Consider the following 21938-nt stretch of genomic DNA (forward strand, 5'->3'; position numbering starts at 1 on the left):
TCTATACTTATACTTTATAAATTTTTTATTAAAGGCACTACAGCAAACGATTACTTATTAAAGTTTAGCAAGTTATATGCCATACGTCGATTTACGTTGCAGCTAAATTAGTATTGCATAAATTTTACGGTTGATTATCACCGTAACCTAATCTCATCCCAATGAAGACCTTGCTAAACCAAAACTTAAGCAAAGCTGCTTTGCTGCTGCTTGCTGTTTTATTTTCTTTTGCATCCACGGCCCAGCTCGTTTATGGCTTTTCTGCGAGCAGCGGTACTTTCACCGCAAATACAGGCGCAACTACCATTTTTGCAGCCGGCACCGATGATGCCTTATCATCTGCCCAAAATATCGGCTTCACTTTTATATACGGCTGTAACAGCTATACACAATATAAAGTGTCTTCAAATGGCTATATAAGCCTGGGTACAACTGCAACCAGTGAAACATATACGAACGATCTTGCAAATACAAGTCTGGGTCCCATCCTGGCGCCATTATGGGATGATGTATCTGTAGGAACGGGAGGAAGTGTAAATTATGTTCTTTCAGGAACGGCTCCGTATCGTGTATTAACTATTGAATATCTTAATATGAAATGGCGATATGATGCTTCGGGAAATGTTATATCGTTCCAGGTAAAACTATATGAAACCACTAATATAATTGACTTTGTTTACCGGAGTGAAAGTACAGCTCCTTTGGCTCCCGGTGCTTCCATTGGCATTTCAGGTGGCGCCAGTGCAACTGATTTTTATGCATTAGATGGAACAGGGACTGCGCCCAATGCAGTATATAGTACCGACTCCAAAATACTTGCCGTTTCGCCTGCTACCGGCCAGGTATACCGTTTTGTACCCGGCATTGTTTCTGTTACTACTACGCAGGCCAATACCGCTACGGTTTCAAAATGCGAGTTGAATCAGGTTATTATCGGGATACAGGTAGTTGCTTCGTATTGTGCAACGGTGTTCAGCGTTACACAACTGCAGTTCAATATGACCGGCTCTACCATTCCCGGCACCAATACCAACGATGTTTCAAAAATTCATATTTATTATACAGGTACTTCTTCGGTAATGTCTCCTGTCAATGAATTGGTAAGTGGGGGAATAAATCCTGCAACAGGCGCCATTACAGCAACCGGTTCGCAGGCGCTTGTAAGCGGTACTAATTATTTCTGGATAACATATGATATTAATACAAGTGCGGCTACCATTGGCAATGTGGTAGATGCCCAATGTTCGAAGGTAACTATCGCCGGTTCGCCATTTACACCAATTGTAACCAATCCAACAGGTGCCCGTACTATCGCTGCCTGTTCTGTAGCGCCTGGCAGTGTTAAAAGCAACCTTGCTTTTTGGGTGAAGGCCAATGCCGGAACATCTTCTACAGCCAATGCATCCAATTTAACTGCATGGAACGATCAATCGGGAAATGCGCGCAATGCTACTTCTGCAGCCACAGCCACCAGCCCGGTCTATTATGATAACAGTACCAATAACATCAATTTTAATCCTGTAGTAAACTTTGACGCGTCTTCGCAAAATGCAGCCCTGGCCGATTTTATGGATATCAGTGCCGGAGGTATATTATCATCAGGAAATAATCCATATGCCGTATATGCTGTTATAAAACCCGGCGCCAATAACGCCACTACACCGGGCAAATTCCTGTTCTCGGGTATATTTGATGCCGCAGGAAATACTTTTAATTCGTTCGATATTCGGTCGGGTGGTTCGTTTAATGATTCCTGGTGTTTAAATGATCTGATCATTGGCAATCAATGGACGGGAAATTATCCGGGCATGGCTACTTTTGATTTCAATTCATCGTATCGCGAAATGTTTCTTAAAGGCACTTCGGCAGGAACCAAAGCAGGTACTGCCCGAAAATCACCGGATCAATATAACGCTTTAGGCTGCCAGCGTGCGGTAACTCCCAACAAGGAATTTTATGATGGCGGTATTGCCGAGATCGTTTCCTATGTTAATACCTCGCACGATGTTACTACCCGAAATAAAATAGAATCGTACCTGGCCATCAAATACGGCGTTACGCTTGGTCATAATTATTTATCATCTGCCGGCGCCACCGTATGGAACAGATCGGTAAATGCAGCATACAACAACAACATTATTGGTATTGCGCAGGATAATAACAGCGTATTAAGTCAGAAGCAATCCAAAAGCACTGAGATTGTGCAGGATATGCTTACTTTATATATAGGTGGCACTAAACAGGTGAACCAGGTGAATAACACCGGTACATTCACTGCCGGCGACCAATCGTTTTTTATAGCGGCACATAACGGTGATCCATATTTATTTACCGGCACTGCTACTGAAGTGCCGGCGGGTATTTGCTGCAGGCTGCGCCGGGAATGGCTATCGCAAAAAACTAATTTCACCAATACGGACCTGAAACTTGAATTTGATTTCAATGTAATTACGCCCGGTTATTCGCCGCTAAACGTTTCTGATCTGCGATTGCTGGTTGATAACGACGGCGACTTTACCAATGCCACTATACTTGGTTCCCCTGCTGTTACTATTACAGTTGTTGCGGGGGTTGTTACTGTTACGGTGCCGGCTTCTAATTTTACCGGTACTCCTTATTTTACCCTGGCCTCTGCTTCGGCCACTACGCCGCTGCCGGTTCAGTTAGTAAGCTTTACGGCTATCTGCCGCGGAAATACGGCGCAATTAAACTGGACTACAGCTACCGAAATTAATGTTGACAATTATTCAGTTGAACGCAGTGCAGATGCTACAAGCTTTACAACCATAGGAGTGGTGAAAAGCAAAGCAGCCGGTGTTTCGCAGCAGGCGTACATTTTTACAGACGGTTCGCCATTGCCGGGAACATCTTATTATCGTATAAAGACAACCGATAGATCTGGCGCTACCGGTTATTCATCGATAGCTGTATTGAATGATTGCGAAAGCAATATGGTACGGTTAGCTACCGATGCCGCAAGCGGCGAATCGGAATTAATACTTCAGCTGCTGAAAAATACTCAGGTACAAATCGATTTGTTTGATGTGCATGGCCGCCGTTTGAATGTTCCCGGATTAACAGGCCGGCAAAACAGGTTGCAGGGCGTGTATCATCTTCCCGTTACCGGAAATATACTGAGTGCCGGTGTGTACATATTAAGTGTTGCTATCAATGACAGCAAAACGGTATACAGGGTAATTAAAAAATAGGGAACAGGTGTGTGGGTAAACCGGGTGCAGGAATGCTACTTATTCAGTATTCCTGCTATCCGGAACTTAAAACTAATAACTTACAACTTAAAACTTAAGGTGTCTTACCGTTAATCCATCGTTGATCAGTTGTTTCAGCGAGTCGATGCCTATGCGCACATGGCGTTCAACAAAGCTGGCTGTTACTTTTTTGTCGCTTTCTTCGGTTTTTACGCCTTCGGGAACCATGGGCTGATCGCTTACCAGCAACAGGGCGCCGGTTGGGATTTTGTTATAAAAGCCTACTGAAAAGATAGTGGCTGTTTCCATATCAATGGCCATTGCGCGTATCTTTTGCAGGTATTCTTTAAATTGTTCATCATGCTCCCATACCCGCCGGTTGGTTGAATAAACGGTACCCGTCCAGTAATCGACACCGTAATCACGGATGGTGGTAGAAACTGCTTTTTGCAATGCGAAGGCCGGCAGAGCTGGCACTTCGGGCGGAAAGTAGTCGTTCGAAGTACCTTCACCGCGGATTGCTGCAATGGGCAAAATCAAATCACCGATGTTGTTGCGTTTTTTTAATCCGCCGCATTTGCCCAAAAACAGGGTGGCTTTTGGTTCAATGGCGGTTAAAAGGTCCATAACCGTTGCGGCAGTTGGACTGCCCATTCCAAAGTTGATGATGGTAATGTTTTCGGCGGTAGCGCATTGCATAGGACGGTCGACCCCTATGATGGGCACATTGTTCCATTCAGCAAACATTTTTACGTAGTTGCTGAAATTGGTGAGCAGAACGTATTCGCCGAAGTGATCCAGGGATTCTCCTGTGTAGCGGGGTAGCCAGTTTTTGACTATTTCATCTTTCGTTTTCATCTGTATATTCTTTGCTTTTTAATCGGGCCAATAGGTGCTTCCCGGGATGGGATTTGCTATGCGGGCAAGCTGAAAGCGCGTTGTTTGGTTGCGGACAGGTTTATATAATCTATAAATTTCGTTTATTTTAGGCAAACGGCTGCACTTTTTTAACGGAAGCTGAGCTTCGCTCAGCATTCAGGTTGCCACAGATTGCACAGATTAACACAGATAAGTTCAGATTATTATGTTGTACAAATTGCAGAGGATCATATAAATTGAATTGGGTTCAGTTGTGGTAAGGTGCAATAATTTGTCGGCTTGTTCAGGATTTTGTATTCATCTGTGTCATCTGTGGCCCCGCCCCGGCGGGGTATTCAATCCCGCCGCAGGCGGGATTCTAAATATTATCTGTAGCATCTGTACCTAAATAGTAGTTTTGGCACTATGATAAAGATCGACTATCCTGCCTGTCCGTTCCGGATGAAGGAAGAAGACGGTAAGGAATTGATTTTTGATGAGTTTCGAAAACAATGGTTACGGCTTACTCCCGAGGAGTGGGTACGTCAGAATTTTTTACAATACCTGCTACAGGTAAAAAAATATCCCGCTTCGCTTACGGCTGTTGAAAAAGAGATCAGGCTGGGCGAATTGAAAAAGCGTTTTGATATATTAGTATATGACAATCAGCACCAACCCTGGCTGATGGTTGAATGCAAGGGCATGGATGTGCAGCTGAACCAGGGGGTGTTACAACAAATTTTACGCTATAATATTGCTGTTCCTGTGCCTTACCTGGTGATTACCAATGGCGAATATTGTTCGGCGTTTATGAAGAAGAACGGCTCACTGGAACCCTTGGCCGCCCTGCCAGAATTTGGGAATTAAGTTATTGTTAACGGTTTTTGTGCTTTCTTTAGCTTAACCAATAATTGCTTTATGGATAAAAACGTCCATGAGAGAATTGCTGAGCTAACCCGCCGTATAAACGAGCTTGCCCGTCAGCAAACAAACATCAGTAATCAGCTGCTACAGCTGATCAACGAACTCGATGCACTGAAACAAATTATCAATGAGGTTGCTCCTGTTATGCCTGAACAACCGGCACAGGTAACAACTATTGAAGTAAGTAAGGTGATTGAGCCGCCTTCATACTACCAACCCCCAACGCCTGTTGCTGAAAATGCACCGCAGTTCCGTGAAAACAGGAACACATTCGAAGAATTTATTGGAAAGAACGTAGCCAGTAAAGTAGGCATTCTGGTTACCATTGTTGGCATTTTCATTGGCGCGCGGTATGCCATTGAACACCGCATGGTGAGCGAAACCGTGCGTATATTATCAGGATATATAAGCGGCGCTGCTTTAATTGCAGTAGCTATGTGGTTAAAAAAGAAATACGAAGCATACAGCTCGGTATTGATGGGTGGTGGTTTAGCCGTTTTATATTTCATTACCTATATAGCGTACAGTGTATATAATCGAATGCCTCAGGAAGCGGCATTTGCGCTGATGCTGGTTTTTACCGTTGCTACTGTTTATGCAGCGTTGTTGTTCAACCGGGTTATTATTGCCCATCTGGCGCAGGTAGGCGCATATGCCATACCATTTTTATTGAGTGACAATTCGGGCCGGTATGCAGTGTTTTTGGGATATATCGCCATCATCAATACAGGCATACTCGTGGTGTCGTTTCGCAAGTACTGGAAATCGTTATTTTATTCGGCCTTTGCACTTACCTGGACTATTTATTTAACGTGGTATTTATTCAGTTACGAACATCCAAAGCATGTATACATTGCATGGACTTACCTTGGTATTTTCTTTCTGATCTTTTATTGCACATTTCTTGCCTATAAGATCATAAAGAAAGAAAGGTATGAACTGGATGATGTGATCATTCTTTTAGGCAATGCGTTTGGATTTTATGGCATCGGATATGGATTGTTGCATAAGGATGTGCCTTCAGAAAATTACGCAGGTCTTTTTACCTTAATCAATGCACTTATTCATTTAATGGTTAGCCAGGTGATCAGAAAGCTGCAACTCGCCGATAGGGCTTTGTATTATATGATACTGGGACTGGTGATTGTGTTTTTCACCATTGCCGTTCCTGTTCAGTTAGATGGCAACTGGGTTACCCTGTTATGGACTGCCGAAGCGGTACTGGTGTTTTTGATCGGTCGTATGCGGCAGGCCGCGGCTTATGAAAAGCTGGGGGCGGGCCTGGTTGTACTGAGCTTCATTAGTCTGATACAGGATTGGCTCAATCATGTTTTTGAATTTACTTATCCCGATAGCTCACCGGAGCGGCCATTTTTGAATATCATTTTTGCTTCGGGTTTATTGGTCGTTGCAGCACAGGGGGCCATCATTTTTTATAACAGAAATAAAAAGTATCAATCAGAACTGCCGGCGCATAGCATGTACCGCAGCTTTTATGATTATGCATTGCCGGTGATATTTCTTGTTACAACGTATTTTGTTTTTCACTTCGAAATAAATGGTTATTTCGCGCAACTGGGAGAAGCCTCCCGAAAATACCAGGAATTTGGTGTATGGAGTTCAGAAGTTTCTGCGTTTGCATTTATTGTGTTGTTGCTTTATACAATGGTGTTTAATAGCGTAATAATGATCGTAAACCGGCGATGGGTGCGCAACAGAACACTTGCTCAGGTTTCGCTGGCGGGTATTGCAATATTGATGATTGTGCTATTGTTGCAGGGATTAGAAGTGGCGAATGATCTGGCTGTTTTTTATCACCGGCAGGGACGTGCATATTTTGGTGCAGGAGATTTATTTATCAGATATATAGTATTAGCGTGTACTGCAGCCATGCTTTATATAGGTAAAAAAACAATGAACGATTTTGTACCGGAGCCGGTATGGAACAAAGCCTGGTCGCTTATGGTGCACACCGTAATATTAGGTTTTATCAGCGCAGAATACCTTTGCCGGACTACTCTGGGTGGCGCTGATAATCAATATAAATTAGGGCTTAGTATTATATGGGGTGTTTATGCGTTGTTACTGGTTGTGCTGGGGATTCGCAAAAAGCAAAAACACCTGCGGCTGGCCGCTATTGCGTTGTTTTTAATTACGCTTATCAAATTATTTTTTTACGATCTGGCCGGGGCAGAAACTATTACCAAAACAATATCCTTCATATCACTGGGGGTAATATTGCTGCTGGTATCGTATTTATACAACAGGTATAAAGATGTGTTGTTTGGTGATGACGAAACCAAATAAAAAAATAAGTCTGTGACGCATGTGCCTCAGGTTGGAGGCAGGAGTTGTATAAGTGATTTATTCAGGTAACAATACTCTGCGGTTTTCAGTAGTTTTCTTTACTTCATTAAACCCTGCGGCTTTGTAAACAGGTAATGCATTGGGGTGATCGAGGGTGCAGGTGTTTAGTTGTATCCATTTCGGCTGGTAGCTCCATGCCTGCTGTATAACCAGCTGCAGAAAATAGCCACCCAATCCTTTTCCAATAAAACCGGGTAATAATCCAAAATATAATATCTCTACATATTCGTTTTCTTTTACAAATTCTGCAAATCCGGCGGGTTGGTTTTGTACCAGAAACAGGTAGATGTCGACATTAGCGGCATTGATCTTTTCGAATAATACATCATCGTTCATGACCATCCGGTCGAGCCAATGCCAGGGTTTACCAACGCCGTAATAATACCGGCGGTATTCATCAATTGAAATGGGTTTAGGCAACAATTCAAATTTTGTATCTCTTTTTTGAGCAATCGTATTTGCCGGGCGCAGGTGCATTTCCAGAAAAGTTACTTCTACAGGTTGAATTATTATGCGTGATTGATCAATTGGGTTCATTTTAAAAGGATAGCTTAAGAACTGAAATTTAAAAATATTTTTCAAAGGCCGGCGGCGGAGCCTTATAAACAAAAATCCCATCCGTATAACGAATGGGATTTTTAGTATAATAATGTTTGAATTATTTACAAGGACTTCAATATTTTCATAAATAAATCAGCCTGCTCTTTTGTTTTAATAACCTTGCTTAAAGAAGTTTCACCACCGGATTTAAGCGTTACCTTAATTTCACTATCGGGCTTACCGGTTTGCTTAGCCTGTAGCCAAAGCTGCCTCATTTGTTCCTTAATATCTTCATTCATAATATCAAATTTAATAAAAAAAATTAAAACTTTGTTCTACTCAATATTTTAGCTATTTCGAGTTGAAAATGAAATAGTTATATAGTTTTTCGTACCTCGTAAACAGTTTTTTATCCATAGGTTTGGGCATAGCTAATATATCTTCTTTATCAACAGGATGGCCATCATCACCATCATTTACTTTGCGCAAAACCCTTACATAATAGTTAACTCCAAAAATGTTCACGAATTGGTTCAGATATTCAAAGTTATTTTGAATACACCTGTAATACATGTAAGCCCTTGCATTGTTTGAACCATCAATGCCCAGAAATTTTTCTTTTGTGTTTTGTAAAAAGGTAAAACCAGTGAATACTACGGTTGAAAATAATTTAGAATGATTCTGATGGCACAATTTTATTTTATCATCAATCTCATTATTTTGATCAATAGGACCGAATGCCAGGTTATGAACATTGGGCATAAGGTGATGTGCTTCCTCGCTAATATGAATACCTATAGGAATCGTTTGGCCATTTTGCAATACAGTATTGAATAAGCTTAATTGCAGGGTATTGCCTAAGGCCTTGATTGGATAGCAATCGTTAAAATCAATCTTTATATTTAGTGCCATTTGGCAAAACTGTTTATGTAAGCGAAAAGTTCAAATATGAAATGTAGGGAATATTCATAACATGTATATGCGAAAATGATCATGGTCAATAAAACAAAAATCCCATCCGTGTAATGAATGGGATTGAAATTTATAACGTTTCCTGCCCTATGGGAATATCCCCAACTCAGCATAGCTGGTACCCACCTTATTAATAGCTACCACGTAAGCGGCTGTGCGCATATCGGGTATTTGCGGATTGGTTTTCCATACTTCCATGATTTCGCGGGTGGCGGTGATCATGGTTTCTTCCAGGCCACTGCGAACCAGATCAACTTCTTCGGGACCATGTAAAATGAGCTCTTTTTCTTTGCCATTCACTTTTTTGCCGGTGAGCCCTTCAATTTGTCCAAGAATATGACTGTTGAGGTTTTCGGTAAAGCGTTTTTCCATACGTCCGTAACGTACATGGCTAAGGTTTTTAAGCCATTCAAAATATGATACAGTAACACCGCCTGCATTCAGGTACATATCAGGTACTACCAGAATGCCTCTTTTTATAAATATTTCATCTGCTTCGGGTGTAAGCGGACCGTTGGCTGCTTCACCGATGATCTTTGCTTTTACGTTGGGCGCGTTTTTACCGTTGATAACGTTTTCGAGTGCAGCAGGAATCAAAATATCGCAATCCATTTCCAGTGCATCGGTATTTTTAGCAAAATTGGTGCTGCCGGGGAAATTTAAAATGGTGCTTTTGGTTTTGCGATGTTCCATCACCTTATCTACATCCAAACCATCATTGTTAAAAATGGCGCCTTCCCATTCGCTGATACCAACAATTTTTGCGCCGTGTTCCTGGAAGAATTTTGCGGTATGATAGCCCACATTACCCAGTCCCTGCACTACTACACGCTTGCCTTCAACACCTACCGATAAACCGAGTTTATCCATTACATCTTTCATGTGAAGCACTTCGCGCAAACCATAAAAAACACCCAGGCCGGTTGCCTCTTTGCGGCCACGCACACCACCTTGCGTAACGGGCTTACCGGTTACGCAACCAAGCCCGTCGATTTCGCCGGGGCGCATGCTGGTATAGGTATCAACGATCCATGCCATTTCGCGTTCGCCGGTACCATAATCAGGTGCAGGTACATCGATACCGGGGCCAATAAAGTTCTTTTTGATCAGTTCCGACGTATAACGGCGGGTAATTTTTTCCAATTCATATGGCGTGTACTTTTTAGGGTCGATGGTAATACCACCTTTGGCGCCTGCAAACGGAACGTTTACAATAGCGCATTTGTAGGTCATAAGGGCGGCGAGGGCCATTACTTCATCGAGGTTCACGGAAAGGGCAAAACGAATACCTCCTTTGCAGGGCAGTTTGTGATGGGAGTGTTGTACGCGGTAAGCTTTTATCACTTCTATCTTATCGCCAATCTTTACCGGAAAATGCATGCGGTATACGGCATTGCATTGCTTGATCTGTTCCAGGATACCAGGATCCCAGTTGGTGAATTGCGCGGCTTTATCAAAACTCTTTTCCACCGCGCCAAAAAAACTGTACTCTGACATGACTAAGCTGTTTTTGTTTTTATGATTGAGCAGTATTTCAATGGTCAATGGTCAATGGTGAATGGTGAATCTTCAATCGGGAATGAACTCCGCGACCTGATTTTCCATTGTTCAGTTGTTTAAAAATGAACAGTCTATTCACCACTGACCATTCACCAATCACGAACTTTGTTTCTCCAGTTTGGAAATTTTTCTATCCAATCGTGCTACATACAACAACAGACCAATAAGGATGGTTACGGCAACTACCAACACTACATAAATTTTATTTCCGGCATTTAAACCGGTTGGTTGTTGGGCCGAATGGTTCAATGAGTCCTGGGCATTTGCCACTATCCGGGCAAATAAAACGAACAGGGTTACAATTAGTTGCTTCATACTAAAAATTAACTGTGTTTTTTCTCTTCCAGTAATCGCACACGCAGTCTGAGCGTAGTGATCCAGGTGGCTAATAATGCCCAACCAAAAACAGCGGGCCAGAAAACTGTTTCCATGGTAGCATCGAGGCTGCTGCCACCAAGACCGGGATTTCCCTCTGATCCTTTGCCGCCGGGATGTAAAGATTCGGTTAAACGCGGCAAAATCATGATCATGGGTATATAAATAAAATATGCAAAAATATTATATACGGCAGCCACACGGCCTCTTTTATCCATATCGGTCATGGAATTGCGCAATACAAAATAAGCTACATAAATAAGCAGGGCAATGGCGGCGCCGATTTGTTTGGGGTCGTTGCTCCAGGCAGCCCCCCACGTATAATTAGCCCATATTGCCCCCGTGATCAGCCCCAGGCACCCCAGTACAGTTCCTGTTCGGGCAAACTCAGTAGCATAAAAGTCGTAAGTAATATCGGACTTGCGCAGGTATTTTATTGAATACACCAGCGATACCGTAATTAATATCAGCTGGCTGAACCACATGGGCACATGAAAGAAGAAATTTCGCATGCTTTCGTACAGATTACTGTCTTCGTAAGCTGTTTTGTAAGGAAGCGGAATCAAAAAACCTGCAATAAATGTATAGAGCAGCAAAACAATGCTTAGTATTTTCCACCAGTACCGGCGCATAAACTCGTGTAGTTTGTTGATGATTATTGGTACCTGCAAACTATCTGAATCCCAATAATCCGAAATAGGTGGGGCAAATTTAGGGGAAAGCACTCAAATTCCGGTTGTCAGTTACCAGATGCCAGATACCTGTTACCAGAAGCCTGTTACCAGTTACCAGTTACCTGTTACCAGTTACCGGAATCGGGGAACTGGTATCCGGTGACAGATTTAATCCTTCCACAAAAACGGAAACAATATAATCGCCAGCACAATTATCAGTATATCCAGGGCAACCAGCAGCAGTATGATCTGCAGTAAACCGGCCTGAATTACATCGGCAAAAGCGGTGTTCGACATACGCATGAGCAATAATACCTGCGGAATGATCAGCGGAAAACCAAGTATGGCCATTAACGCCGCACCCTGGCGGGCACGGGCTGCTATTGCTGCAAGAAAAGTAAATACCAGGCTCAAACTGCAGCCGCCTAAACAAACAAAACCAATAAACCGAACGGGATTTTGTAAAGGATTGCCCATCAGCAACTGAAATAATAGCAGGCTTACCAGGCTCATCAGTATCATCAGCACAGCATTGAACAACAATTTGGAAAGAATGAAATCACGCGCACCTGCAACTGTATAGAAGTATAACATTCTGCCCTGGCTTTCCTGTAAAAAACTTTTGGCTACGGCATTCACGCAAATAAATAACTGTATCATCCAGAACAAACCGTTCCATACTTTTTCTTCGGGCTGGTTCATGGCCAGGTACAATACAAATATGGTAGAAGCTACATACAGCAATATGCCATAAAACGAGTATTGCTGTCTGATTTCAAGTAACAGATCTTTTTTGATCAGGGCCAGTATGTGGTTCAATTGTTTGATAGTTCTAAGTTCTGAGTTCTATGTTCTGTGTAACGCGGCGCAATATTAACATTCTTTTTTCCTACTGCCTATTGCCTACTTCTCATAATAACACTTCCTGCACCTCGGTTCATACAAATCGGTTTCGCCCAGCAGTACCTGTGCGTTGCCGGCGGTTTTACGATAGGAATAGTTCGCAATATGACCGCATTTAACGCAAATGGCGTGCAGCTTGGTTATAAAATCGGCTTTGGATAATAGAAAGGGTATTTGTCCGAATGGCTTACCGGTATAATCCATATCCAAACCCGCAACAATTACACGGATCCCTTTCAGCGCCAGCTGGTCGCACACATCGGGAAGCTGGTCATCGAAAAATTGCGCTTCATCAATACCAATCACATCGGCTTCGCCATGCAATAATAATATGGTTTGAGAGTTATCAATAGGAGTTGATAAAATGGCTCTCTCGTTGTGCGATACAATGTTCTGTGCATCATAACGAACATCTATCTTAGGCTTAAATATTTCTACCCGCAGGTTGGCGATCTTTGCCCGTTTTAGTCTCCGGATCAATTCTTCGGTTTTTCCGGAAAACATAGACCCGCAAATTACTTCAATACTGCCGCGGCGTTCACCCGATATATTTGGTTCTATAAACATCTTAACGGAAATAGGTACAATAATTGTTAACTTTATCAATTAACTCTAACCATAAAAAAGTACCCGCTTATTATGGAACGTTTAGCTCAACTTATTGGCAAATTAAATGAACAATTTGCACAAAATGCCGATCCGTTTCAACTATTAGTGACTACCCAATTAATTGAAACAGAATTGGTACAAATGTCAACGTCTACACACCGAACCGCCAACACTTCAAAGGTGGCTGTGATGATGCCGGCGAACGGACATGCTTATCAGAACCGGCAGGTGATGGCAGAAAAGCCTGTAATTGAGGTGGTGGTTGATAAACCGGCGGTGCCGGTAGTGGAAGAAGTGCATAACGAACCGGTTATAAACGGTATTGTGGATAAAAAGAATGGCCAGAATGGTCATCATCCTGAACCGGTACCGGTTCAAACCGAAAACGGCTATAAGTTCGACCCGCTGCGCGAAATTCCAACCCTTGCTCATCAGCAGGTTGTAAAAGAGCTGAACGAGGTAATGGCTTCGAAAGAATCTTCACTTAATGAAAAGTTAAAAGAAGAAGTTAAGGAAGTTGCCCATGTTTTGAACGATGCGCCTGTTCGCGATCTGCGCCGCGCCATTGGCATCAACGATCGTTTTGTATTTATAAGCGAACTGTTCCGCAACGACGAAGTAATGTATGAACGCAGTATAAAAACCATCAACAGCTTTCGCATATTGCCCGAAGCACAATACTGGATTGAAAGAGAATTAAAAGTTAAGCTGGGATGGGATGAAAATAAAGAAAGCACCCGCCATTTTTATCAACTGGTTAAAAGACGGTTTTCGTAAATGTATTGCATAACACTATCAGTTGCTCCTTTATTAGTATATACATAATTACGGGCAGCCTCGCAGGCTGATTGATACGAATGATTATTTGTTAGAAGTTCATTAAAAGTTTGCTCCAGTTCCAGCGCCGTGTTTATCACAAAAGCACCACGGTTCTCTACCAGCTCAACAGCCTCAATGTACTTTTCATACACAGGCCCAAACACTACCGGTTTGCCATAAACCGCCGCTTCCAGCACATTATGTACTCCATCATCACCAAAGCCTCCGCCTACATAAGTAATAGTAGCATACTTGTATAGTTTAGATAACATGCCGATGTTGTCGATAATTAAAGTGTTTGGTACCGGTTCCCGGTTTCCTGTTTCCTGTTTTCCGGTATCGGGTAACTGGTAACCGGCAACAGATAACTGCGAAAAACGCACGCTATACTTAAACAGTTTCTCCACCTCTTTCAGGTGATCTTCATCAATTTCATGCGGAGCAATGATGAATTTTACATCGGGGTTCGTATTGGCATAGTGGTCCATTTCTTCTTCATCTTCGGGCCAGGTACTGCCGGCGACGATCACCTTACTGTTACCGCAAAATTGTGCTATCAGGTCAATGGGTTCAAATTGTTCTGCTATTTGTACCACCCGGTCGAACCGCGTATCGCCGCTTACGCTAACCATATTGGTGAACCCAATACTGCCCAGCAATCGTTTGGATGCTGCTGTTTGAACAAACAGGTGATTGAAGCTTTCGAGCATATAGCGGTGTAGCCTGCCATACCATTTAAAGAACGGCTGGTCTTTTCGAAAAATACCTGATACCAATATGCAGGGGATTTTCTTTTTCTTTATTTCGGTAAGAAAATAATACCAGTATTCATATTTTATCCAAACAACGAGGTTGGGCTGTACCAATTGTAAGAATTTGCGGGCATTGGCTTTTGAGTCGAGCGGCAGGTATAAAACATGATCGGCGCCCGGGTAATTTTTGCGCACTTCGTAGCCACTGGGCGAAAAAAACGTCAGTACAATTTTTACAGAAGGGTACTGTTGTTTGATGGCTTCCAGCACGGGCCGGCCCTGCTCAAACTCGCCCAGCGACGAGCAATGCATCCATACGAGTTGTGAGTTCTCAGTTCTGAGTACTGAGTGCTGGTTTCCGGCCTCCGGCTTCAGGCTGCTGACTTCAGATTTCCGTCCGTTCAGCCATAAACGGGCTTTGGGGTTCCAGAGGGCGGTGATGCGAATTCCAATTGAATATAGAAACAGAAAAATATTATAAATGAAAAGGTGCACGGCAATAATTTGATTCAAAAAAAACAAATGTCGTAGTAAAAGTCAATACAGTCAAAAAAGGAACAAAGTGCAAGGCACAAGGTACAAGGTACAGGTCATCAGCCTTCCTGTTGCAGCGCTGAACTGAGGCTCCGGCGCCCAAAGCTCCGGCATCCAACTTCGCCGGGGTAACGGCGCACAAGCCAGGCTCAGGATATAAAGGGGTGCTTTCTGCTATAAATTATTGATAACTACCAGGTAAATGGGGGGCTGTTGAGCAATTCAGGTACCTGCATCCGGTAATTTAAAGGCGCACTGCCCAAAATAATGGATTTCGGGTTACATATTTTTCCTGATATGTTTTCTTTCAATATATTATATAATAGTGAAACTATTCACATGTGGCTGTTACTTCTTTATTTTCAGCATTTCAGGTTGTCGTTTATGTTGCTAACACCATTTTTTTGCAGTAGGTTTGTGCCCGTTTTGACTAAAAAAATAAGTGGATATGCAGCCGATACAAATGGTTGATTTAAAGCAGCAATACGCAAAAATTAAAACAGAGGTAGATGCAGCCATGCAGGAGGTGATCAGCAGTGCTGCTTTCATCCATGGTAAGGCCGTTCAGGATTTTGCGGCCGGGTTAAGTAAATACCTCGGTGTTAAACATGTTATTCCCTGTGCCAATGGAACCGATGCGTTGCAGATCGCTTTAATGGCATTGAACCTGCAACCGGGCGATGAAGTGATTACACCTTCGTTTACTTTTATTGCCACCACCGAAGTAATTGCATTGTTACAGTTGCAACCGGTTTTTGTAGAAGTAGATCCCAAAACATTTTGCATTGATCCCGTAGCTATTGAAAAGGCCATCACGCCAAAAACAAAAGCAATAGTGCCGGTACATTTATATGGTCAGGCTGCCAATATGGAAGCCATTATGGAAGTGGCCCGCCGTTATAATTTATATGTTATTGAAGATAATGCGCAGGCCATTGGAGGCGATATTCAACTCAGCAATGGCACTGCTAAAAAAACAGGTACTATTGGTACAATAGGCACTACTTCTTTCTTTCCTTCAAAAAATCTTGGCTGCTTTGGCGATGGCGGCGCTATCTTTACCAACGATGATGAGTTAGCCGATGCGCTGAAAATGATCGCCAATCACGGACAGGCAAAAAGATATTATCACGACCGTGTTGGCTGCAACAGCCGCCTCGATACTGTACAGGCAGCTGTATTAAATGTAAAGCTTCAATATCTTGATGAATATATTGCCGCCCGCCGGCGTGCTGCTGATTTTTACGATCAGGCCTTTGGCGGTCATGCAAAAATTACTGTTCCTTACCGGGCCCATTACTGCAATCACGTGTTTCATCAATATACATTGTTGCTGGAAGGCGTAAATCGCGATGAATTGCATCAGTTTTTAGCGGGCCATGGTATTCCTTCGATGATCTATTATCCTGTACCTGCACATCGTCAGAAAATGTTCGACGCGTTTGGTGGTTCGAAATACGAACTGAAAACAACCGATTGGCTTACCGAACGCGTGTTATCCTTACCTATGCATACCGAATTGAGCAACGAACAGCTCCAGTTTATTACCGGTAAGGTATTGGAGTTCATTAATAAACAATAAACCTTATACCAATTAAGGCTCTAAAACATCCTCAAAATGAAAATCGCTGTAGTAGGTACGGGCTACGTAGGTTTGGTTACAGGCACCTGCTTTGCAGAAACCGGTAACGATGTTACCTGCGTAGATATCGATAAAACGAAAGTGGAAAAACTTTCTGCCGGCCAGATAACCATTTACGAACCAGGACTTGAAAAATTATTTCTTCGCAACCTCAAAGAAGAACGCTTACGGTTTACCACCAGTTTATCGGATGGCATAAAAGATGCCGCAATCGTGTTTCTTGCCTTGCCAACACCACCCGGGGAAGATGGAAGCGCCGATCTGAAATACGTATTGGGCGTTGCCAAAGATCTTGGTGAAATAATGACCGATTACAAAGTAATAGTTGATAAAAGTACCGTGCCTGTAGGCACAGCCGAAAAAGTATATGCGGCCATTGCAAAAGGCTATGTGGGTGATTTTGACGTAGTGAGCAACCCCGAATTTTTACGCGAAGGTGTAGCCGTAGAAGATTTTATGAAGCCCGACCGTGTGGTTATTGGCGCTTCATCTGAAAGAGCCTGTAAAGTTATGGGCGAGCTGTATGCTCCTTTTGTACGTTCCGGTAACCCGGTAATATTTATGGATGTTCGTTCGGCCGAATTGACCAAATATGCCGCTAACTCATTTCTGGCTACCAAAATTTCATTTATGAATGAAATAGCCCAGTTGTGCGAACGCCTTGGCGCCGATGTTGATATGGTGCGCCGTGGTATCGGTAGCGACGAACGCATTGGTAAACGATTCCTGTTTCCGGGCATCGGATACGGCGGAAGCTGTTTCCCGAAAGATGTGCAGGCATTGGTAAAATCGTCGAGTGAAGCAGGATATGATTTTCAGATACTCAATGCGGTAATGGATGTAAACGAAAAACAAAAGCTGCACCTGCTGCCGAAGATCAAAAGGTTTTTTCATAATGATCTGAAGGGTAAAAAGTTTGCATTGTGGGGGCTGGCCTTTAAACCAAATACCGATGACATTCGCGAAGCGCCTGCTTTATATATTATAGATGAATTATTGAAAGAAGGAGCCTCTATCAGCGCTTTTGATCCTGAAGCCATTAATAACGTACGGGCATTGCTGGGCGATAAAATTGAATTTGGCGAAAACCAGTATGATTGTCTCGAAGGGGCCGATGCGCTGATTATTGCCACCGAATGGAATGAGTTTCGCACACCTAACTTCCTGAAAATTGTTACTGCGCTGAAAAGTAAAGTGATCTTCGATGGTCGTAACCTTTTCGAAGCAAACGCTATTAAAGAATTAGGATTTTACTACGAAAGTGTGGGCCGTGCTGTAGCTATACCTGCCGGCTCTAAACATAAATAAAACCCATCCCATGACCAAAAAACGAGTACTTATAACCGGTGCAGCCGGCTTTTTAGGCTCACACTTATGCGATCGCTTTATTAAAGAAGGGTTTCATGTTATTGGAATGGATAACCTGATCACCGGCGATCTGCGCAATATTGAACATTTATTCAAGCTGGAACATTTTGAATTTTATCACCACGATGTATCGAAGTTCATACATGTTCCCGGCGAATTGCATTATATACTGCATTTTGCATCTCCTGCCAGTCCCATCGATTACCTGAAAATTCCTATTCAAACATTAAAGGTAGGATCGCTGGGCACCCACAATTGCCTTGGCCTGGCAAAAGCAAAAGGCGCCCGCATACTGGTAGCTTCTACCTCGGAAATTTATGGCGATCCCATGGTACATCCGCAGAACGAAGAGTACTGGGGTAATGTAAACCCGGTAGGACCAAGAGGCGTGTACGACGAAGCAAAACGTTTTCAGGAGGCAATGACCATGGCCTATCATACGTTTCATGGTGTAGAAACACGCATTGTACGCATATTTAATACCTATGGCCCGCGGATGCGGTTGAACGACGGACGCGCACTTCCTGCTTTTATTGGTCAGGCTTTGCGTGGCGAAGATTTAACCGTATTTGGCGATGGATCACAAACAAGAAGCTTTTGCTATGTTGATGATCTGATAGAAGGTATTTACCGTTTGCTGATGAGTGATTATCATTTGCCGGTGAATGTTGGTAACCCCGATGAAATTTCGTTGAAAGATTTTGCCGACGAAATCATTGCGCTTACCGGCACCACGCAAAAGATCGTGTACAAGCCGCTGCCTGTAGATGATCCCAAACAACGTCAGCCTGATATTACCCGTGCAAAAGAAGTGCTGGGCTGGTCGCCAAAAGTGAGCCGTAAAGAAGGGCTGAAAGTTACCTACGAATACTTTAAATCATTGCCAAAGGAAGAATGGTTTAAACAGCCGAAGGAATTTGTAAAGAAGTAAGACGGAAGTCAGAAGTCCGATGTCAGAAGTCGGAAGTCTGATGTCGGAAGTCCGAAGTGGGAAGCTTAAGTAAGAAAAATTAATTTGAAGTCAGGATGTTGAAATCTGAGACTCTTCAGACTTCAGGCCCCGGACTTCAGACCTCAAAAAAAAGTTATGAGCTTTGCAAAGAAAATAATGGTCACTGGCGGAGCCGGTTTTATCGGATCGCATGTGATACGGTTATTTGTAAATAAATACCCGGATTATTTAATCGTGAATGCCGATGCATTAACCTATGCTGGCAATCTCGAAAATCTGAAAGATATAGAACTGGCTGCTAATTACCGGTTCGAAAGAGCTGATATTACCGATGCCGGCAGAATTGAGCAGTTGTTTGAAGCATATGATTTCGACGCGGTGATCCATCTTGCTGCCGAAAGCCATGTTGACCGCTCGATCATTGATCCGCTCGCTTTTGTAAAAACAAATGTGCTGGGTACAGCCACGCTGCTTAATATAAGCCGTAAGTACTGGGCAAAGTCGGCCGATGGCATGACCGGAAAACGGTTCTATCATGTGTCGACCGATGAAGTATATGGCTCACTGGGTAGTGAAGGATTTTTTACCGAAGAAACTTCCTACGATCCAAGGTCGCCCTATTCGGCTTCCAAAGCATCATCAGATCATTTTGTAATGGCCTGGTATCATACGTATGACTTTCCTGTGGTAATGAGCAACTGTTCGAACAACTACGGCTCTTATCATTTTCCCGAAAAGCTTATTCCTTTAATGATCACCAATATTAAAAACAACAAATCGCTGCCGGTATATGGCAAAGGTGAAAATATTCGCGACTGGTTGTTTGTTGAAGATCATGCAAGGGCCATCGATGTAATTTTTCACAAAGGAAAAACAGGCGATAAATACAATGTAGGCGGCTTTAATGAATGGAAAAATATCGATCTTATACACCTGTTGTGCAAAATAATGGATGAAAAGCTGGGCCGGCCCGAAGGCACTTCGGCCAAACTGATCACCTATGTAAAAGATCGCCCGGGCCACGATATGCGGTATGCTATCGATGCTTCGAAACTGAATAAAGAACTGGGCTGGAAGCCTTCGCTGCAATTTGAAGAAGGTCTTGAAAAAACAGTGGAGTGGTACCTGGCCAATGAAGATTGGGTGAAGCATGTTACTTCAGGTGATTACCAGCACTATTATGAAGAGCAGTATGTTAAGAGGTAAATAGTAAGTCGATGTTTAAATTTCTGATTTCGGGATTTTGAGATTTCGGGATTTCTTTTATTCGATCCTTCTTTTCTAATTTCAAAATCTCAAAATTGCAGAAACTTAAAATCTAAAAATCCCAAAATCTCAAAATCTCAAAATATACAATTGTGCCTTTTATTGAAACAGGATTTCCGGGTTTGTTGGTATTTGAACCTATGGTATTTGATGATAGCCGGGGATTTTTTTACGAAGCCTATAACGAAAAAATATTTGGCGGCGCAGGAATCACCAACCGGTTTGTGCAGGATAATCAATCCCGTTCAACTTATGGTGTGATCAGGGGATTGCACTACCAGGTGCCTCCGTTTGCCCAGTCAAAATTAATACGTGCATTAGTTGGCGCAATATTGGATGTAGTAGTGGATATCAGAAAAGGCTCACCTACATATGGAAAAGCTTTTTCAATTGAACTATCGGCAGATAATAAAAAGCAACTGTTTATTCCTGCCGGTTTTGCACATGGTTTTTCGGTGCTGAGCGATGTGGCCGAAGTGCTGTACAAATGCGATCAGTTTTACAGCAAGGTTAGTGAAGGTGGTATTTTGTATAATGATCCGGTGTTGGCCATCGACTGGAAGATCCCTGCAGCAAAGGCTATTATATCAGATAAAGATTTACAAAACCCTGGGTTTACCAGTTGCATTAATCCGTTTGTTTTTGAAGGTTAACTATATTATATGTCGCAACCAGCTATTTTAGTTACCGGTGCTAACGGACAGGTAGGGCAGGAGTTGCGGGTTTTATCAGCATCGTACCCGACGTTTGATTTTATTTTTACTTCGCATGAAAATATGCCGATCGATGATGAAGCGGCTGTACAGCAGTTTTTTTCAACGCATCGTCCTGCTTATTGCATTAACTGCGCTGCATACACAGCCGTAGATAAAGCCGAAACCGATTGGGAAACAGCCTACCGCGTTAATGCCGAAGGCACCCGCGTACTGGCTGCCGCCTGCGAAACTTTCAATACACGCTTCATACATATTAGTACCGATTACGTGTTTAACGGGCAATCGCCGGTTCCTTATAAAGAAGAAGCGCTTACCGAACCGGTTAACCTGTATGGCGCCTCAAAACTCAAAGGCGAAGAGCTGTGCCGGCAATATAATCCCGAAGCCATTATTATCAGAACTGCCTGGGTATATTCATCGTTTGGAAAGAATTTTGTAAAAACAATGATGAAGCTTATGCACGACCGCCCGGCTATAAATGTGGTGAATGACCAGATAGGCTCACCTACTTATGCCGCAGATCTTGCTCAGTGTATGGTTCAATATATTGCCAATTGCCAGTTACAAACTACCGCCTGGCACCCCGGCATCTATCATTACAGTAACCATGGCCGCATCAGCTGGTATGATTTTGCAGTGGCCATTAAAGAATTAACCGGCAGTGCATGCGCTGTTAATCCAATTCCCACAGAACAATTTCCTACACCGGCCAAACGGCCATCTTTTTCTTTACTCGATACAAACAAAATTCAGAACGTATTTCATTGCACCATTCCCTTTTGGAAAGAATCATTGCAGCAATGTTTGTCGTTGCTGATGAATAGTGAATCGTGAATCGGTTCATTGACCATTCAGTTCATTGTCTGCTGCAATTCACGCTGCTTTTTCTGCATTCCAT

At 42.9% G+C, this 21938-nt stretch carries 20 protein-coding genes; 10 read left to right on the forward strand and 10 right to left on the reverse strand.

Annotated features, from left to right (window positions below; genetic code table 11):
* The first annotated feature begins 161 nt into the window (after positions 1-161).
* Complete coding sequence (locus AC59IL_RS33695) at positions 162-3209, forward strand: DUF8202 domain-containing protein (protein ID WP_496556660.1); 3048 nt, start codon at positions 162-164, stop codon at positions 3207-3209.
* Between the two features lie 87 nt (positions 3210-3296).
* Here the strand turns inward: AC59IL_RS33695 and AC59IL_RS33700 are convergent, their stop codons facing one another.
* Entirely contained in the window at positions 3297-4067 is a 771-nt protein-coding gene (locus tag AC59IL_RS33700) for an AMP nucleosidase (RefSeq protein ID WP_496556661.1), read from the reverse strand.
* Between the two features lie 426 nt (positions 4068-4493).
* Between AC59IL_RS33700 and AC59IL_RS33705 the strand changes: the two genes are divergently transcribed.
* Entirely contained in the window at positions 4494-4934 is a 441-nt protein-coding gene (locus tag AC59IL_RS33705) for a type I restriction enzyme HsdR N-terminal domain-containing protein (RefSeq protein WP_496556662.1), read from the forward strand.
* Positions 4935-4985: 51 nt separating this feature from the next.
* On the forward strand, positions 4986-7298 hold the full coding sequence (locus tag AC59IL_RS33710) for a DUF2339 domain-containing protein (RefSeq protein WP_496556663.1): 2313 nt from the start codon (positions 4986-4988) through the stop codon (positions 7296-7298).
* A gap of 57 nt (positions 7299-7355) precedes the next feature.
* On the opposite strand, the gene AC59IL_RS33715 is transcribed toward AC59IL_RS33710, so the two are convergent.
* The 8 genes from AC59IL_RS33715 to AC59IL_RS33750 form a co-directional block, all read right to left on the reverse strand.
* On the reverse strand, positions 7356-7895 hold the full coding sequence (locus AC59IL_RS33715; protein WP_496556664.1) for a GNAT family N-acetyltransferase: 540 nt from the start codon (positions 7893-7895) through the stop codon (positions 7356-7358).
* Positions 7896-8020: 125 nt separating this feature from the next.
* Positions 8021-8197, reverse strand: coding sequence for a hypothetical protein (locus tag AC59IL_RS33720; protein WP_496556665.1), 177 nt, complete (start codon positions 8195-8197; stop codon positions 8021-8023).
* Between the two features lie 52 nt (positions 8198-8249).
* Positions 8250-8810 carry a DUF6934 family protein gene (locus AC59IL_RS33725; RefSeq protein ID WP_496556666.1) on the reverse strand — a complete coding sequence of 187 codons (561 nt, stop codon included), beginning with the start codon at positions 8808-8810 and terminating at the stop codon, positions 8250-8252.
* Positions 8811-8957: 147 nt separating this feature from the next.
* A complete protein-coding gene (locus tag AC59IL_RS33730) occupies positions 8958-10367 on the reverse strand; it encodes a Glu/Leu/Phe/Val family dehydrogenase (protein WP_496556667.1) in 1410 nt (469 codons plus the stop codon).
* A 159-nt stretch (positions 10368-10526) separates the two neighbouring features.
* Positions 10527-10745: a CcmD family protein gene (locus AC59IL_RS33735; RefSeq protein ID WP_496556668.1), complete on the reverse strand. Its 219-nt coding sequence runs from the start codon at positions 10743-10745 to the stop codon at positions 10527-10529.
* Positions 10746-10753: 8 nt separating this feature from the next.
* Positions 10754-11530, reverse strand: a complete 777-nt coding sequence (gene ccsA, locus AC59IL_RS33740; protein WP_496556669.1) for a cytochrome c biogenesis protein CcsA — start codon at positions 11528-11530, stop codon at positions 10754-10756.
* A 117-nt stretch (positions 11531-11647) separates the two neighbouring features.
* Entirely contained in the window at positions 11648-12298 is a 651-nt protein-coding gene (locus AC59IL_RS33745) for a heme exporter protein CcmB (RefSeq protein ID WP_496556670.1), read from the reverse strand.
* Positions 12299-12382: 84 nt separating this feature from the next.
* On the reverse strand, positions 12383-12949 hold the full coding sequence (locus tag AC59IL_RS33750) for a thymidine kinase (RefSeq protein ID WP_496556671.1): 567 nt from the start codon (positions 12947-12949) through the stop codon (positions 12383-12385).
* Positions 12950-13021: 72 nt separating this feature from the next.
* Here AC59IL_RS33750 and AC59IL_RS33755 point away from each other — a divergent pair, with 72 nt between their 5' ends.
* A complete protein-coding gene (locus AC59IL_RS33755) occupies positions 13022-13768 on the forward strand; it encodes a DUF8457 domain-containing protein (RefSeq protein ID WP_496556672.1) in 747 nt (248 codons plus the stop codon).
* Here the strand turns inward: AC59IL_RS33755 and AC59IL_RS33760 are convergent.
* On the reverse strand, positions 13741-15057 hold the full coding sequence (locus AC59IL_RS33760) for a 3-deoxy-D-manno-octulosonic acid transferase (RefSeq protein ID WP_496556673.1): 1317 nt from the start codon (positions 15055-15057) through the stop codon (positions 13741-13743). The genes AC59IL_RS33755 and AC59IL_RS33760 overlap by 28 nt on opposite strands.
* Positions 15058-15544: 487 nt before the next feature.
* Between AC59IL_RS33760 and AC59IL_RS33765 the strand changes: the two genes are divergently transcribed.
* The 6 genes from AC59IL_RS33765 (at position 15545) to rfbD (ending at position 21874) form a co-directional block, all read left to right on the forward strand.
* Positions 15545-16678: a DegT/DnrJ/EryC1/StrS family aminotransferase gene (locus tag AC59IL_RS33765; protein WP_496556674.1), complete on the forward strand. Its 1134-nt coding sequence runs from the start codon at positions 15545-15547 to the stop codon at positions 16676-16678.
* 36 nt (positions 16679-16714) lie between these two features.
* Positions 16715-18046: a UDP-glucose dehydrogenase family protein gene (locus AC59IL_RS33770; protein ID WP_496556675.1), complete on the forward strand. Its 1332-nt coding sequence runs from the start codon at positions 16715-16717 to the stop codon at positions 18044-18046.
* A 10-nt stretch (positions 18047-18056) separates the two neighbouring features.
* Positions 18057-19037, forward strand: coding sequence for a UDP-glucuronic acid decarboxylase family protein (locus AC59IL_RS33775; protein WP_496556676.1), 981 nt, complete (start codon positions 18057-18059; stop codon positions 19035-19037).
* A gap of 156 nt (positions 19038-19193) precedes the next feature.
* Positions 19194-20264: a dTDP-glucose 4,6-dehydratase gene (gene rfbB / locus AC59IL_RS33780; protein WP_496556677.1), complete on the forward strand. Its 1071-nt coding sequence runs from the start codon at positions 19194-19196 to the stop codon at positions 20262-20264.
* A 152-nt stretch (positions 20265-20416) separates the two neighbouring features.
* On the forward strand, positions 20417-20977 hold the full coding sequence (gene rfbC, locus AC59IL_RS33785; protein WP_496556678.1) for a dTDP-4-dehydrorhamnose 3,5-epimerase: 561 nt from the start codon (positions 20417-20419) through the stop codon (positions 20975-20977).
* A gap of 9 nt (positions 20978-20986) precedes the next feature.
* Positions 20987-21874, forward strand: a complete 888-nt coding sequence (rfbD, locus tag AC59IL_RS33790) for a dTDP-4-dehydrorhamnose reductase (RefSeq protein WP_496556679.1) — start codon at positions 20987-20989, stop codon at positions 21872-21874.
* Positions 21875-21938: the final 64 nt, after the last annotated feature.

Source organism: Niastella sp. sgz303648, assembly GCF_059587045.1.